The sequence below is a fragment of the Pseudacidovorax sp. NFM-22 genome (assembly GCF_021401245.1).
Taxonomy (GTDB): Bacteria; Pseudomonadota; Gammaproteobacteria; order Burkholderiales; family Burkholderiaceae_C; genus Xenophilus.
Genome location: NZ_JACBFY010000004.1, coordinates 148,962 through 163,725 on the forward strand (window position 1 = coordinate 148,962; position 14,764 = coordinate 163,725).

The window sequence follows — 14,764 nt, forward strand, 5'->3', positions numbered from 1 at the left end:
CATGGCGCTCGATGCCCTGACGCTGATGCTGCCGCCTCGTCTGACGCACGACGAGGCACCGGCCTGCATGCGCATGCTCCAGCAGGGGCTGACGGCGCAGCCGGGGTCCTCGGCCGTGGTCGACGCGAGCGCCCTGAACCAGTTCGATTCCTCGGCCATCGCCGTGCTGCTCGAATGCCGCCGGGAGGCGGCGGCGCTGGGCCGGGGCTTTGCCGTCAAGGGCCTGCCCGCGCGCCTGCGCGAATTGGCCATGCTCTACGGCGTGGCCGGCCTGCTGCCTTCCGCGCCCTGATCTCCCGCCAGGGGCGGGGCCAAGGGGAACGACCTAGAATCCCCACCCCCTATGGCCGCCGTCTCCTTCCAGTCCGTCTCCAAGACCTATACTCCATCCCGCGCACAGCGGGCCCATGGCAACCCCGGTCTTCGAGCATTGGAAGACGTCAGCTTCGACATCGAGGAAGGCGAGTTCTTCGGCCTCCTGGGCCCGAACGGTGCGGGCAAGACCACCCTCATCAGCATCCTCGCCGGGCTGTCGCGGCCCACATCAGGTCATGTGAGCGTGCATGGCTTCGACGTGCAGACCCACTTCGCCGATGCCCGTCGCCAGTTGGGCATCGTGCCGCAGGAGCTGGTCTTCGATCCCTTCTTCAACGTGCGCGAGACGCTGCGGCTGCAGTCCGGCTACTTCGGCATTGCGCGCAACGACGACTGGATCGACGAGCTGCTCACCAGCCTGGGTCTGGCCGACAAGGCCGATGCCAACATGCGCCAGCTCTCCGGCGGCATGAAGCGCCGCGTGCTGGTGGCGCAGGCACTGGTCCACAAGCCGCAGGTGATCGTGCTCGACGAGCCGACGGCGGGTGTCGACGTCGAACTGCGGCAGACCCTCTGGCAGTTCGTCGCCCGACTCAACCGCGAAGGCAGCACCGTGCTGCTGACCACCCACTACCTCGAAGAGGCCGAGGCGCTGTGCAACCGAATCGCCATGCTCAAGAAGGGCAGGGTGGTGGCGCTGGACCGCACCAGCGAGCTGCTGAAATCGGCCGCCAGCAACGTGCTGCGCTTCAAGACCGATGCCGAACTGCCTTGGGAACTGGCCCGCAATGCGCGCATCACGGGCCGCATCGTCCAGCTGCCGGCGCAGAACGCGCTGGAGGTGGAACAGCTGCTGTCCAACCTGCGCCAGGCCGGCGTGCCGGTCGAGGACGTGGAGATGCGCAAGGCCGACCTGGAGGACGTCTTCATCGACCTGATGGCCGGCGAACAGACGCCGCTGGAGGTGGCGCGATGAGGGAGATGCTGCTGTCGCGTGCCATGGGCTGGCGCGCCCTGCTGGCCAAGGAAGTGCTGCGCTTCTGGAAGGTCGCCGGCCAGACCGTCGGCGCGCCGGTGCTGACCTCGGTGCTCTACCTGATGGTCTTCGGCCATGTGCTGGAGGATCACGTCCAGGTCTACGGCCGCTTCAGCTACACCGCCTTCCTGATCCCCGGTCTGGTGATGATGAGCGTGCTGCAGAACGCCTTCGCCAACAGTTCGTCGTCCATCATCCAGAGCAAGATCATGGGCAACCTGGTCTTCGTGCTGCTCACGCCGCTGTCGCACTGGGGCTGGTTCTTCGCCTATGTGGGCTCGTCGGTGGTGCGTGGCCTGGTGGTGGGCACCGGCGTGTTGCTGGTGACGATGTTCTTCGCGGTGCCGCCTTTCGCGCAGCCGCTGTGGATCGTGCTGTTTGCCCTGCTTGGGGCCGCGCTGCTCGGCACGCTGGGCCTGATCGCCGGCCTGTGGGCCGAGAAGTTCGACCAGATGGCGGTGTTCCAGAACTTCCTGATCATGCCCATGACCTTCCTGTCGGGCGTGTTCTATTCCATCGGTTCGCTGCCGCCGTTCTGGCAGGCGGTGAGCCACCTCAATCCCTTCTTCTACATGATCGACGGCTTCCGCTACGGCTTCTTCGGCATGTCGGACGTGTCTCCCTGGCTGAGCCTGGGCGTCGTGGCCGGCGCGCTGGCCGTGGTGAGTACCGTGGCGGTGCACCTGCTGCGTACCGGCTACAAGATCCGAGGCTGAAGAAGGCCCGCCACTTCGCGGCCACGACTGCCTCGCCGGCCGTCGCCGCACCCAACGACCGCCCCGCGCATCACCATGACCGCCCAAGAACTCCAGGCCCTGATCGAGGCCGGCCTGCCCTGCCAGCACATCACGCTGGAGGGCGACGGCCGCCACTGGTTCGCCACCATCGTCTCGGCCGAGTTCGAGGGCAAGCGTCTCATCCAGCGCCATCAGCGGGTCTACGCCACCCTCGGTGAGAAAATGCACACCGACGAGGTGCATGCGCTGTCGATGAAGACCTACACGCCTGCCGAGTGGGCCAAGCAGAGCGCCTGACCCGTTGACCGAACGGCGAGGCCGCCGTTCCAAGGAATCCTGATGGACAAACTCCTCATTCGCGGCGGGCGTCAGCTCGGCGGCGAAGTCACCATTTCCGGCGCCAAGAACGCGGCGCTGCCCCAGCTGTGCGCGGCGTTGCTGACCACCGACCCGGTGGTCGTGCACAACGTGCCGCGCCTGCAGGACGTCTCGACCATGCTCAAGCTGGTGCGCCACATGGGCGTGACCGCCGAGCGTGACGACAACGGCACGGTGCGCCTCAATGCCGCCGACCTGACGCAGCCCGAGGCGCCCTACGAGCTGGTCAAGACCATGCGGGCCTCCGTGCTGGCGCTGGGCCCGCTGGTGGCGCGCTTCGGCCATGCCAAGGTGTCGCTGCCGGGCGGCTGCGGCATCGGGTCGCGGCCGGTCGACCAGCACATCAAGGGCCTGCGGGCCATGGGCGCCGAGATCGACGTCGAGCACGGCTACATGATGGCCCGGCTGCAGCCCGGCCTCACGCGGCTGCGCGGCGCGCGCATCACGACCGACATGGTCACCGTGACCGGCACCGAGAACCTGCTGATGGCCGCCACGCTGGCCGAAGGCGAGACGGTGCTGGAGAACGCGGCCCAGGAGCCGGAGATCCCCGACCTGGCCGAGATGCTCATCAAGATGGGTGCGAAGATCGAAGGCCATGGCACCAGCCGCATCCGCATCCAGGGCGTGGAGCGCCTGCACGGCTGCGAGCATGCGACGGTGGCCGACCGCATCGAGGCCGGCACCTTCCTGTGCGCCGTGGCGGCCACCGGGGGCGACGTGCTGCTTCGCGGTGCCCGCGCCGACCATCTGGACGCCGTGGTCGAGAAGCTGCGCGACGCCGGTGCGCAGATCACCGAGGAGCCTGCCGGCCTGCGCATCCGCTCCCAGGGCCGCCTCAAGGGCCAGAGCTTCCGCACCACCGAATACCCGGGCTTCCCGACCGACATGCAGGCGCAGTTCATGGCGCTGAACGTGATCTCGGAGGGTGCGTCGACGGTGACCGAGACCATCTTCGAGAACCGCATGATGCACGTCAACGAGCTGCTGCGGCTCGGCGCCCGCATCCAGACCGACGGCCGCACGGCCGTGATCGAGGGCGTGCCGCGCCTGTCGGGCGCCTCGGTGATGGCCACCGACCTGCGCGCCTCCGCCTGCCTGGTCATCGCCGGCCTGGTGGCCGAGGGCGAGACGCTGGTGGACCGCATCTACCACCTGGACCGCGGCTACGACCGCATCGAACGCAAGCTCGGCAGCCTGGGCGCCGACATCGAACGCATTTCCACCGGAGCCGCCGCGTGATCACGCTCGCCTTGTCCAAGGGACGCATCTTCGAAGAGACCCTGCCGCTGCTGGCCGCCGCCGGCATCGAGGTGACCGAGGACCCCGAGAAGTCGCGCAAGCTGATCCTGCCCACGACCCGGCCCGATGTTCGCGTGGTGCTGGTGCGTGCGTCGGACGTGCCCACCTATGTGCAGTACGGCGGCGCCGACCTCGGCGTGACCGGCCTGGACGTGCTGCTGGAGCATGGCAGCGAAGGCCTGTACCAGCCGCTGGACCTGCGCATCGCCCAGTGCCGCCTGAGCGTTGCCGTGCGCGCCGACTACGACTATGCCCACGCGGTGCGCCAGGGCGCGCGCCTGGCCGTGGCCACCAAGTACGTGGGTCTGGCCCGAGAGTTCTTCGCCCGCAAGGGCGTGCACGTGGACCTGATCAAGCTCTACGGCAGCATGGAGCTGGCGCCGCTCACCGGGCTGGCCGATGCCATCGTCGACCTGGTCTCCACCGGCAACACGCTGCGTGCCAACCACCTGGTGGAGGTCGAGCGCATCATGGACATCAGCGCCCGCCTGGTCGTCAACCAGGCCGCGCTCAAGCTCAAGCGCGAGCCCATCCGCCGCATCATCGACGCCTTCGCGTCGGCCCTTCCGCAGAACTGATTCCTTCCACCCCTGCCGTTGCCATGACCCTGCAAGCCACCCCCCTGCGTCTCGCCACCTCCGCGCCCGATTTCGAGGCCGCGTTCAAGGCGCGTCTGCATTGGGCGGCGGACACCGACGCGGCCATCGAGCAGCGCGTTGCGGACATCCTGGCCGACGTGCAGCAGCGCGGCGATGCGGCGGTGCTGGAGTACACGCGCCGCTTCGACGGCCTGGAGGCGGACTCGCTGGCCGCGCTGGCGCTGGACCCTGCCGAGCTCAAGGCCGCCTTCGACGCGCTGCCGGATGCGCAGCGCCAAGCCCTCGAAGCCGCCGCCCGCCGGGTGCGCAGCTACCACGAGGCCCAGAAGAAGGCCAGCGGCGAGAGCTGGACCTACCGCGACGAGGACGGCACGCTGCTGGGCCAGAAGGTCACGCCGCTGGACCGCGTCGGCATCTACGTGCCCGGCGGCAAGGCGGCCTATCCGTCGAGCGTGCTGATGAACGCCATTCCCGCCCATGTGGCCGGCGTCGGCGAGATCGTGATGGTGGTGCCCACCCCGCGCGGCGAAAAGAACCCGCTGGTGCTGGCCGCCGCGCACGTGGCCGGCGTCACGCGCGCCTTCACCATCGGCGGCGCGCAGGCCGTGGCCGCGCTGGCCTACGGCACGGCCACCGTGCCGGCGGTGGACAAGATCACCGGCCCCGGCAATGCCTACGTGGCCGCCGCCAAGCGCCGCGTGTTCGGCGCGGTGGGCATCGACATGATCGCCGGTCCCAGCGAGATCCTGGTGCTGGCCGACGGCACCACGCCGCCCGACTGGGTGGCCATGGACCTGTTCAGTCAGGCCGAGCACGACGAGCTGGCCCAGAGCATCCTGCTGTGCCCCGACGCCGCCTACATCGACGCCGTGCAGCGCGAGATCGACCGCCTGCTGCCCGCCATGCCGCGGCGCGAGATCATTGCCGCGAGCCTGAACGGCCGCGGCGCGCTGATCCACACGCGCGACATGGAAGAGGCCTGCGCCATCAGCAACCGCATCGCGCCCGAGCACCTGGAGGTCTCCAGCCGCGAGCCGCAGCGCTGGGAGCCGCTGCTGAAGCATGCCGGCGCGATCTTCCTGGGCGCCTTCACCAGCGAGAGCCTGGGCGACTACTGCGCCGGGCCCAACCATGTGCTGCCCACCTCGGGCACGGCCCGTTTCTCCTCGCCGCTGGGCGTGTACGACTTCCAGAAGCGCAGCAGCCTGATCGAGGTGAGCGAGGCCGGTGCGCGCACCCTGGGACCCATCGCCGCCGAACTGGCCTATGGCGAGGGCCTGCAGGCCCATGCCCGCGCGGCCGAGCTGCGACTGGAAGGCCGACCGTGACCGCGCTGCGGCGGCCATTGATCGCGCTGGCGCTGCTGGCCGCGGCCACGGCGGCCCCAGCCATGAGCCTGCGCGAGTTCCGCACGCTGGAGGCCGCCGGCAAAGAGGGCCCCAATTACGCCAGCTATTACCTGGTCGGCGTGGTCGAGGGCCTGCGCGAATCCGCCGAGGCGACGCAGCGCAGCGGCCAGAAACCGCCCTTCTGCGTGGCAGGCCGCCGGCTGGAGCCTTCGATGGCGCGCTCGCTGTTCCAGGGCGAGCTGGCGCGTAACGGGCAGCTCTACGAGGCCGACATGCCGGTGCAGCTGGTGCTGTCGGCGGCGCTTCAGAGCGCCTACCGCTGCGCGCCCTGAGCGACGAAAGGCGCCCTACCCATGACCATGCCCCCGATGTCCGACCTCACCCGCCGCGCGCTCGAACGCATCCGCCCCGACGTGCGCGACATGCATGCCTACGTCGTGCAGTCCGCCGAAGGCCTGCTCAAGCTCGACGCGATGGAGAACCCCTACGGCCTGCCGCCCGCGCTGCATGCCGAGCTGGGCGCCCGCCTGGGGGCGCTGGCCGTCAACCGCTATCCCGGCGACGAGGCGCAGCGGCTCAAGACCGCCATCGCCGCCCACGTGGACCTGCCCGCGGGCCAGTCGCTGGTGCTGGGCAACGGCTCCGACGAACTGATCTCGCTGCTGGCCATCGCCTGCGACCAGCCGGGCGCCACCATCCTGGCGCCGCTGCCCGGCTTCGTGATGTACGCGCTGAGCGCGCAGTTGCAGGGGCTGAAGTTCGTCGGCGTGCCGCTGGATGCCGATTTCCAGCTCGACGAGGCCGCCATGCTGGCCGCCATCGCCGAGCACAAGCCGGCGCTGCTGTACCTGGCCTATCCCAACAACCCGACCGCCAACCTGTTCGACGCCGCCGTCATGCGCCGGCTCATCGCCGCCCAGGGCGAGCAGGGCGGCCTGGTGGTGATCGACGAGGCCTACCAGCCCTTCGCCGCCCACAGCTGGCTGGACGAGATCCGCCGTGACCCGGCCGCGCATGGCCATGTCGTGCTGATGCGCACCCTCAGCAAGTTCGGCCTGGCCGGCGTGCGCCTGGGCTACCTGCTGGCGCCCGAGGCGCTGGCCGCCGAGATCGACAAGGTGCGCCCGCCCTACAACATCAGCGTACTCAATGCCGAATGTGCGCTCTTCGCGCTCGAGCATGCCGGGGTCTTCGAGGCGCAGGCCCGCGCGATCCGTGACGAGCGCAGCCGGCTGGTCGATGCACTGAAGGCGCTGCCCGGCGTCACCGTCTGGCCCAGCGAGGCCAACATGGTCCTGTTGCGCGTGCCCGATGCCGATGCCGCCTTCGCCGGCATGAAGGCGCGCGGGGTCCTGATCAAGAACGTTTCTAGAATGCACCCGCTGCTGGCGAACTGCCTGCGCCTGACGGTCGGCACCCCCGACGACAACGCGCGCATGCTGGCGGCCCTCCAAGCCTCCCTATGAACACCCCCACGGCTCCCAACGCCATCGTTGCCGCCGCCGGCGGCGCCACGCCCACGGCGCGCATTGCCGAGGTCGCCCGCAACACGGCCGAGACGAAGATCCGCGTGCGCGTCGACCTCGACGGCAGCGGCAAGGCCCAACTGGCCACCGGCATCGGCTTCTTCGACCACATGCTCGACCAGATCGCCCGCCATGGCCTGATCGACCTGGACGTGCACTGCGAGGGCGACCTGCACATCGACGGCCATCACACGGTGGAAGACGTCGGCATCACCCTGGGCCAGGCCGTCGCCCGCGCGGTGGGCGACAAGAAGGGCATCCGCCGCTACGGCCATGCCTACGTGCCGCTGGACGAGGCGCTGTCGCGCGTGGTGGTCGACTTCTCGGGCCGTCCGGGCCTGCACATGGACGTGCGTTTTACCAGCGGCATGATCGGCGGCTTCGACACCCAACTGGCCTTCGAGTTCTTCCAGGGCTTCGTCAACCATGCCGGCGTGACGCTGCACATCGACAACCTGAAGGGCGTCAACGCGCATCACCAGTGCGAGACGATCTTCAAGGCCTTCGCTCGCGCCGTGCGCGCCGCGCTCGAGCTCGACCCGCGCTCGGCGGGCGTGATCCCCTCCACCAAGGGTTCCCTGTAAACCTCCCGGCGCACCGTCGCCCGACCGGTCCTATCCGACCCGAATGACTCCGATGAAGAACAGCGTCGCCGTGGTGGACTACGGCATGGGCAACCTCTGGTCCGTGTCCCAGGCCGTGCGCCATGCGGCCGATGCCGCCGGCGTGGAGGTGCATGTGACGGCCGACCCCGAGGTCGTGCGTGCCGCCACCCGTGTGGTGCTGCCCGGCCAGGGCGCCATGCCCGACTGCATGCGCGAGCTGCGCGAGTCGGGCCTGCTCGCCTCGGTGCTCGAAGCCGCGGCCAGCAAGCCGCTGTTCGGTGTGTGTGTGGGCATGCAGATGCTGCTGGGCCGCAGCGAGGAAGGGCCCAGCGAGGGCCTGGACCTGATCCCCGGCGAGGTGCTGCGCTTCCAGCTGGCCGGTCGCCTGCAGCCCGACGGCAGCCATTTCAAGGTGCCGCAGATGGGCTGGAACCAGGTCTCGCAGGCCCGGCCGCATGCCATGTGGCAGGGCATTCCCGACGATGCGTGGTTCTATTTCGTCCACAGCTTCTACGCCCGGCCGCAGGATGCGGCGCACAGCGTGGGCGAGGCGGACTATGGGGGCCGCTTTACCGCTGCGGTGGCCCGCGATAACATTTTTGCGACCCAATTTCACCCGGAGAAGAGCGCGGACCATGGTCTGCAGCTCTACCGGAACTTCCTCCACTGGACTCCCTGAATCGGCCAAGCCGATCACCGCGGCTGCGGTGGGTGCCCGCGTGCCCCGCTTGCAGCCCTCGGCGGCCGGTTGGGAACCGATCGTTTCGCCTTCTTCTCCTTCGTTCCCGGCACTCTTCAGCGCCTCATCATGCTCCTCATTCCCGCCATCGATCTCAAGGACGGCCATTGCGTTCGGCTCAAGCAGGGCGACATGGACCAATCGACCGTCTTCAGCGAAGACCCCGCGGCCATGGCGCGCAAGTGGGTGGAGGCCGGCGCCCGCCGCCTGCACCTGGTGGATCTGAACGGCGCCTTCGCCGGCAAGCCGCAGAACCATGCGGCCATCAAGGCGATCCTGCGCGAGGTGGGTGATGACATCCCCGTGCAGCTGGGCGGCGGCATCCGCGACCTGGACACCATCGAGCGCTACATCGACGACGGCCTGCGCTACGTGATCATCGGCACGGCGGCGGTGAAGAATCCCGGTTTCCTGAAGGACGCCTGCGTGGCCTTCGGCGGCCACATCATCGTGGGCCTGGACGCCAAGGACGGCAAGGTCGCCACCGATGGCTGGAGCAAGCTCACCGGCCACGAGGTGGTGGATCTGGGCAAGAAGTTCGAGGACTACGGCGTCGAGTCCATCATCTACACCGACATCGGCCGCGACGGCATGCTCTCGGGCATCAACATCGACGCCACCGTGCGGCTGGCGCAGGCGCTGACCATCCCGGTGATCGCGTCGGGCGGCCTGTCCAACATGGCCGACATCGAGCAGCTGTGCGCGGTCGAAGGCGAGGGCGTCGAGGGTGTGATCTGCGGCCGCGCGATCTACTCGGGCGACCTGGACTTCGGCAAGGCGCAGGCCCGGGCCGACGAGCTGGCCAATGCGGCCTGACGCCGCAGCACTTTCCGTTCCCGCATTCACGGCCTGCCTCAGGATCTTCGGATGAGCCTGCGCGAGATCACCGTCCAGGGCCAGCCGGCCGTCGAACTTTGGGCCACCACGGGCGACCAGGTCACGGTGGCGTTGCATGGCGGCCATGTGCTGTCCTGGCGCAGCGCGGACGGCACGGAGCGGCTCTACCTCAGCCCCAAGGCGGTGTTCGATGGACGAGCGGCCATCCGCGGTGGCGTCCCGGTCTGCTTTCCCCAGTTCAACCAGCGCGGCCCGCTCGTCAAGCACGGCTTTGCGCGCAACCTGCCCTGGCAGGTGATTCCCGACGCGGCTGCCGACACCGTCATCCTGGGCCTGACGGCCAGCGACGAAACCCTGGCGGTCTGGCCGGAGCACTTTCAGCTTCGCCTGAGCGTGCACGTGCCCGAGGCGAATGTGCTGCGCATCGATTTGGAAGTGCGCAACACGGGCACGACGCCCTGGTCCTTCACTGCGGCGCTTCACAGCTACCTGCGGGTCGACGACCTGGCGGACGTGCAACTCCAGGGGCTGCAGGGCGCCGCCCGCTGGGACGCGGTGCGCGACGAGCGTTCGACCGAAGGCCGCGAAGTGCTGCGCTTCGGCGAGGAGTTCGACAGCGTCTATGCCGCGCCCGCCCATCCTCTGGTGCTTGGCGCGACGGCTGGCGAACTGCGCATCACCGCCGCGCCCACCTGCCCGGAGACGGTGGTGTGGAATCCCGGTCTCGCGCTGTGCGCGCGCCTGGCCGACATGCCGGCCGATGGCTGGCGCCACATGCTCTGCGTCGAGGCTGCGGCCATCGATACCCCCGTCGAACTGGCGCCGGGCAGTGAAGTGCGCCTGTGGCAGCAGCTCGATGCCCGGCCTTCCTCCTCCTCCTCCTCGACTTCCTGATCCTGCCATGCTCGCCAAACGCATCATTCCCTGCCTCGACGTCACCGGAGGACGGGTGGTCAAGGGCGTCAACTTCCTGGAACTGCGCGACGCGGGCGATCCGGTGGAAATCGCTGCCCGCTACAACGCGCAGGGCGCGGACGAACTGACCTTCCTGGACATCACGGCCACCAGCGACGACCGTGACCTGATCCTGCCGATCATCGAGGCCGTGGCCTCGCAGGTCTTCATCCCGCTGACGGTGGGCGGCGGCGTGCGCACGGTGGAAGACGTGCGCCGGCTGCTCAATGCCGGCGCCGACAAGACCAGCTTCAATTCCGCCGCGATCGCCAATCCGCAGGTGATCGAGGACGCCTCGTCCAAGTACGGCGCCCAGTGCATCGTGGTGGCCATCGACGCCAAGCGGCGCACGCCCGAGGAAGCGGCGACGCGGGGCGAAGGCTGGGACGTCTACAGCCACGGTGGCCGCAAGAACACCGGCCTGGATGCCGTCCAGTGGGCCAGCGAGATGGCACGCCGGGGCGCCGGCGAGATCCTGCTGACCAGCATGGACCGCGACGGCACCCGAAGTGGCTTCGATCTTGCTCTCACCCGTGCCGTGAGCGATGCGGTGAGCGTGCCGGTGATCGCCTCGGGCGGCGTCGGCTCGCTGGCCGACCTGGCGGATGGCGTGCAGCAGGGCGGAGCAGACGCCGTGCTGGCCGCCAGCATCTTCCATTACGGCCAGCACACGGTGGGCGAAGCCAAGGCCCACATGGCTAAACGCGGCATAGTGGTGCGTACCTGACAGACTTATACAAAGCCGCATCCAAAGCCGAATATCATCAACATAGCGTTGACCTTTTTGGCCACCGCTGCGCGCAGGGCCGTTGCTGCAGCAGTGCGTGATCCACGATCTGACAGGTATTTGATTTGAAACTCCCAGTGAATTTGCCGGCGTGGACGGCGTTGGCGACTGCAGCGCTTCTACAGGGTTGCACCGTGGTTCCCGGCATGGGACCTGTCGGTCCTTATTCGGATCAGGCCGAATTACCACCTAAGTTTCAATATGTGCCGGATGAGGCGCCAGAAGGGCGCATTACTCCCATCACTCAGGCGCTGGTGCGCACATTGCAGGAAGTCGCGCCGCGTGGTGTTCCGCCTGAAGTGCAGGCCCTGTTCGGCAAACCGGAGCCCTATTCCATCGGGCCCGGCGATGTGGTCGGCGTCATCGTGTACGACCACCCCGAGTTGCTGCCCAACGCGGGCGCCGTGATTTCGCAACAGACCGATCCGACGGGCGTCAGCGTGGCCCCCGGCTTCATCGTCGGTGGCAATGGCGAGATCTACTTCCCCTATGTGGGCCGCGTCAAGCTTGAAGGGCTGACCGAGGCGGAAGCGTCGGACCTGATCGCACGCCGCCTGGAGCGCACCATCCAGAGCCCGCAGGTTTCGGTGCGCATCCAGTCCTTCCGCAGCCGCCGGGCTTATGTGGAAGGGCAGGTGCGCACGCCGGGCATGCAGATCTTCACCGACGTGCCCATGACTTTGGCCGAGGCCATCAATCGGGCCGGTGGCATCACGGATGCGGGTGACCGCTCCTCGATCATGCTGATGCGTGGTGGACGGTCGGTGCGCATCGACCTGACCTCACTGCGCGAAGCCGGCCACGATCTCAACGACATCCCGCTGCGCAGCAGCGACACCATCACCGTCGGCACGCGCGAAGACACCAAGATCTACGTGATGGGCGAGGTGCTGCGTCCCACCGCACTTGCGTTGCGGGGCTCGGGTCGCCTGACCCTCAACGAGGCGCTGGGCGAAGCGGGCGGTCCGTCGCTGGACACTTCCAATCCCGGACAGATCTATGTGATCCGCAAGGGAGCGACGGGCTCGCCGGCGATCTTCCAGCTCGACGCCAAGAACCCCGCGGCCTTTGCCCTGGCCACGCAGTTCCCGTTGCGTCCCCAGGACGTGGTGTACATCGATCCGGTGCCGCTCGTTCGCTGGAACCGCGTCATCAGCCTGATCCTGCCGTCCGCCTCCGCTGTGAATTACGGCTCGGAGGTGGTCGACCGCGCCCGAGGCTGGTAAGGGCGGCACGGCCTGCCTTGCAGGCCGTGCCCGCGAAAAAAATGGCCGCCCGGGAGGCGGCCATTTTTTTCGTGCATTGATCGCCGGGCCGCAGCCTCCCGCCGAGGAGAGGCCAGGGCCGGAGAACTCAGCGCTTGTACTTGTACTCGGTGTAGCGGTAGCCGCCGTAGCGGTAGCCATAGCTGCCGTAGTGGCGGCGCGTCATGTCCATGGCGTTGAACACCACGCCCGTCGGCGTGACGTTGCCTTGGCGCAGGCGCTTGACGCTTTCGACGAGCTCTCCCATCTGCGTCTGGTCGGCACGCGCCACCAGCAGCACCACGGCCGAATGCGTGCCTGCCGCGGCGGCATCGGCTGCCACCAGCACCGGCGGGGCATCCATCACCACCAGGTCGTATTGGGCCGACAGGGTGTCCAGCAGCCGGGCGAAGGTGTCGGACATCAGCATGTCCGCGGGATTGGGCGGATAGCGGCCGCTGGTCAGGACGTCCAGGTTGGGCACCACCTCACGATGGATCGCCTGCTCCGTGGTGACCTCGCCCACCAGCAGTTCGGACAGGCCGCCCTCGCGCGCGAGCCCGAACTGCTTGTTGATGTAGCCCTTGCGCATGTCGGCGTCGAGCAGCAACACCCGCTTGCCCGCCGCCGCCATGATGGCCGCGAAGTTGGCGGAGACGAAGCTCTTGCCGATGCCAGGTGTCGGGCCAGTGATCAGCACGCGGTTGTTGGCGCCTTCGAGCATGGCGAACTGCAGCGCGATGCGCAGGCTGCGCACGCTTTCCACCGTTGTGCTCTCGGGGTTGGTGACGGTCAGCACATGCACGCCCTGCTGGCCGGACTCCATGCGCACTTCCAGCACCCCTTGCTCCTGCGTGTACGGGATGACCGACATCACGCTCATGCCGGTGTGGCTCTCGATCTCCTGCGGATTGCGGATGCCGCTGAAGAACATGCTGCGCACGAAGGCGACCGCGACGCCGGCGAGCAGGCCCAGCACGGCGGCCAGTGCCACCACCAGGGCCTTTTGCGGCTTCACGGGCAGGCGCGGCGAGACCGCGGAGTCGAGCAGGCGCACGTTGCCGGTCTTGCCTTCCTTGACAAGGCGAAGCTGCAGCGAGTTGGTCAGCAGCGACTGATACAGCTCGCTGTTGACGCGCACGTCGCGCTCGTAGCGGAAGGCGTCCTGCTGGATCGTCGGCATACGCCCAACGCGGGCGTTGATGGCATCGATGTCGCGTTGGACCAAGCTGATCTGCTGGTCGATGGTCTGCACGCGTGGATGATTGGCGGTGAACAATGCGATGAGCTCACGGCGTTTCTGCTGCGCCTCCAGCAACTTGGTCTGAAGATCGACGATTTGCGTGAGCGCCGCCTTTGCCTCGTCGCTAAAAGCGACGGTGTTGTTCTGATTTCTGAAACGCGTGTAGGCCTCTTCGGAGCGTTCAAGCTGGCGTTTGAACTCAGGCAGCTGCTCGTCGAGGAAGGTCAGCGTGCGTTCGGCCTCCGCGGCCTTGCGCTCCCTGTTCTGATCGACGTATTTGGTGCCCAGTGCGTTCAGGATGGAGATCAGGCGGGCACGGTCACTTCCTTCCAGTTCCACGCTGATCACGTTCGATTGCCTGCCCTGCTCACTGATCTGCAATTTCTTCTGCAGGTCCTCGACGCTGAGTAACCAAGAGGTGCGGCTCACGAAGAACTTGGCACCAGGGAGGCCCTCCAGGCTGTCGATGCGGATGGCGAAGTCGCCGTCGGCCGTCTTGGTTCGGAGGTCTTCGCCGACCCGGCCTTCAAGGCTCGAGTCGAGTTCCGGATGTTCCACCCGGAACCGGCCTTCCCCCAGCGCCGTCACGATGAACGGCTTCTGATCCAACAGGCTGGGAGGAACGTCGAAGCGGCGCACCTCGATTTTTTCGGTGCCGGACACTCGTCCATCCAAGCCGGGCAAGGAAGTCGGCGTGGACAGCGAGTCGGCCCGGCGCGACAGCCACTCGCCGATCAGCGGGATGTAGGCCGGCCTGGCGTCGATGTAGTACCGGGTGGCGTCCACGGCGCCCCCCACGACCAGTCGCGAGCCCAGCACCTGTATTTCGCCCGTGGCGGGCGTCTTGACTTCGAACAGGCTGGAGACATCGCCCAGGAAGTTCTTGGCGTCCGGTGCCGCATCCTCGACCTGGATCAGCAGGTTCGAGCGGTAGATCGGCGTGGCCAGCAGCGCGTAGGCGGCGCCGACGATCAGTGCCAGTGCCGTGATGCCGGCCACCAGCCATTTGTTGTCGACCAGGATGTCGAAATACTCGGCCAGGTGGATTTCGTCATCGTCGTTCTCCAGGGACGCAGCGGGAGCGGGTGGTGTTTGCATGGGGCTTGCCGGAAT

16 protein-coding genes are annotated in these 14,764 nt (G+C 67.9%); 15 read left to right on the plus strand and 1 reads right to left on the minus strand.

Annotated features, from left to right (window positions below; genetic code table 11):
- The first annotated feature begins 1 nt into the window (after position 1).
- From L0984_RS15525 to L0984_RS15595, 15 genes are all read left to right on the plus strand, one after another.
- Positions 2-292 (plus strand): STAS domain-containing protein, encoded by a 291-nt coding sequence (locus tag L0984_RS15525; RefSeq protein ID WP_017759877.1) that lies wholly within the window; start codon positions 2-4, stop codon positions 290-292.
- Positions 293-343: 51 nt separating this feature from the next.
- Positions 344-1,291, plus strand: coding sequence for an ABC transporter ATP-binding protein (locus L0984_RS15530; protein WP_234194532.1), 948 nt, complete (start codon positions 344-346; stop codon positions 1,289-1,291).
- A 5-nt stretch (positions 1,292-1,296) separates the two neighbouring features.
- Positions 1,297-2,067, plus strand: a complete 771-nt coding sequence (locus L0984_RS15535; protein WP_017759879.1) for an ABC transporter permease — start codon at positions 1,297-1,299, stop codon at positions 2,065-2,067.
- Positions 2,068-2,142: 75 nt separating this feature from the next.
- On the plus strand, positions 2,143-2,385 hold the full coding sequence (locus L0984_RS15540) for a BolA family protein (RefSeq protein WP_234194533.1): 243 nt from the start codon (positions 2,143-2,145) through the stop codon (positions 2,383-2,385).
- Positions 2,386-2,427: 42 nt separating this feature from the next.
- Complete coding sequence (gene murA, locus L0984_RS15545; protein WP_234194534.1) at positions 2,428-3,708, plus strand: UDP-N-acetylglucosamine 1-carboxyvinyltransferase; 1,281 nt, start codon at positions 2,428-2,430, stop codon at positions 3,706-3,708.
- On the plus strand, positions 3,705-4,346 hold the full coding sequence (gene hisG / locus L0984_RS15550) for an ATP phosphoribosyltransferase (RefSeq protein WP_234194535.1): 642 nt from the start codon (positions 3,705-3,707) through the stop codon (positions 4,344-4,346). Before murA ends, hisG begins: the two co-directional genes overlap by 4 nt.
- A 23-nt stretch (positions 4,347-4,369) precedes the next feature.
- Entirely contained in the window at positions 4,370-5,695 is a 1,326-nt protein-coding gene (gene hisD, locus L0984_RS15555; RefSeq protein WP_234194536.1) for a histidinol dehydrogenase, read from the plus strand.
- A complete protein-coding gene (locus L0984_RS15560) occupies positions 5,692-6,048 on the plus strand; it encodes a hypothetical protein (RefSeq protein ID WP_234194537.1) in 357 nt (118 codons plus the stop codon). The genes hisD and L0984_RS15560 overlap by 4 nt, the downstream gene beginning before the upstream one ends.
- A gap of 21 nt (positions 6,049-6,069) precedes the next feature.
- On the plus strand, positions 6,070-7,182 hold the full coding sequence (gene hisC, locus L0984_RS15565; protein WP_234194538.1) for a histidinol-phosphate transaminase: 1,113 nt from the start codon (positions 6,070-6,072) through the stop codon (positions 7,180-7,182).
- The gene (hisB, locus tag L0984_RS15570) at positions 7,179-7,826 is read left to right on the plus strand and encodes an imidazoleglycerol-phosphate dehydratase HisB (protein WP_234194539.1); all 648 of its coding nucleotides are present in this window, start codon (positions 7,179-7,181) and stop codon (positions 7,824-7,826) included. The genes hisC and hisB overlap by 4 nt, the downstream gene beginning before the upstream one ends.
- A gap of 52 nt (positions 7,827-7,878) precedes the next feature.
- Complete coding sequence (gene hisH, locus L0984_RS15575) at positions 7,879-8,526, plus strand: imidazole glycerol phosphate synthase subunit HisH (RefSeq protein ID WP_234194540.1); 648 nt, start codon at positions 7,879-7,881, stop codon at positions 8,524-8,526.
- A gap of 129 nt (positions 8,527-8,655) precedes the next feature.
- Positions 8,656-9,402 (plus strand): 1-(5-phosphoribosyl)-5-[(5-phosphoribosylamino)methylideneamino]imidazole-4-carboxamide isomerase, encoded by a 747-nt coding sequence (hisA, locus tag L0984_RS15580; RefSeq protein WP_234194541.1) that lies wholly within the window; start codon positions 8,656-8,658, stop codon positions 9,400-9,402.
- A 51-nt stretch (positions 9,403-9,453) separates the two neighbouring features.
- A complete protein-coding gene (locus tag L0984_RS15585) occupies positions 9,454-10,317 on the plus strand; it encodes a D-hexose-6-phosphate mutarotase (protein ID WP_234194542.1) in 864 nt (287 codons plus the stop codon).
- Positions 10,318-10,324: 7 nt separating this feature from the next.
- The gene (gene hisF / locus L0984_RS15590; protein ID WP_114802299.1) at positions 10,325-11,104 is read left to right on the plus strand and encodes an imidazole glycerol phosphate synthase subunit HisF; all 780 of its coding nucleotides are present in this window, start codon (positions 10,325-10,327) and stop codon (positions 11,102-11,104) included.
- 194 nt (positions 11,105-11,298) lie between these two features.
- Positions 11,299-12,390: a polysaccharide biosynthesis/export family protein gene (locus tag L0984_RS15595; protein WP_370646011.1), complete on the plus strand. Its 1,092-nt coding sequence runs from the start codon at positions 11,299-11,301 to the stop codon at positions 12,388-12,390.
- Positions 12,391-12,517: 127 nt separating this feature from the next.
- Here the strand turns inward: L0984_RS15595 and L0984_RS15600 are convergent, their stop codons facing one another.
- Entirely contained in the window at positions 12,518-14,749 is a 2,232-nt protein-coding gene (locus tag L0984_RS15600; RefSeq protein ID WP_234194543.1) for a polysaccharide biosynthesis tyrosine autokinase, read from the minus strand.
- Positions 14,750-14,764: the final 15 nt, after the last annotated feature.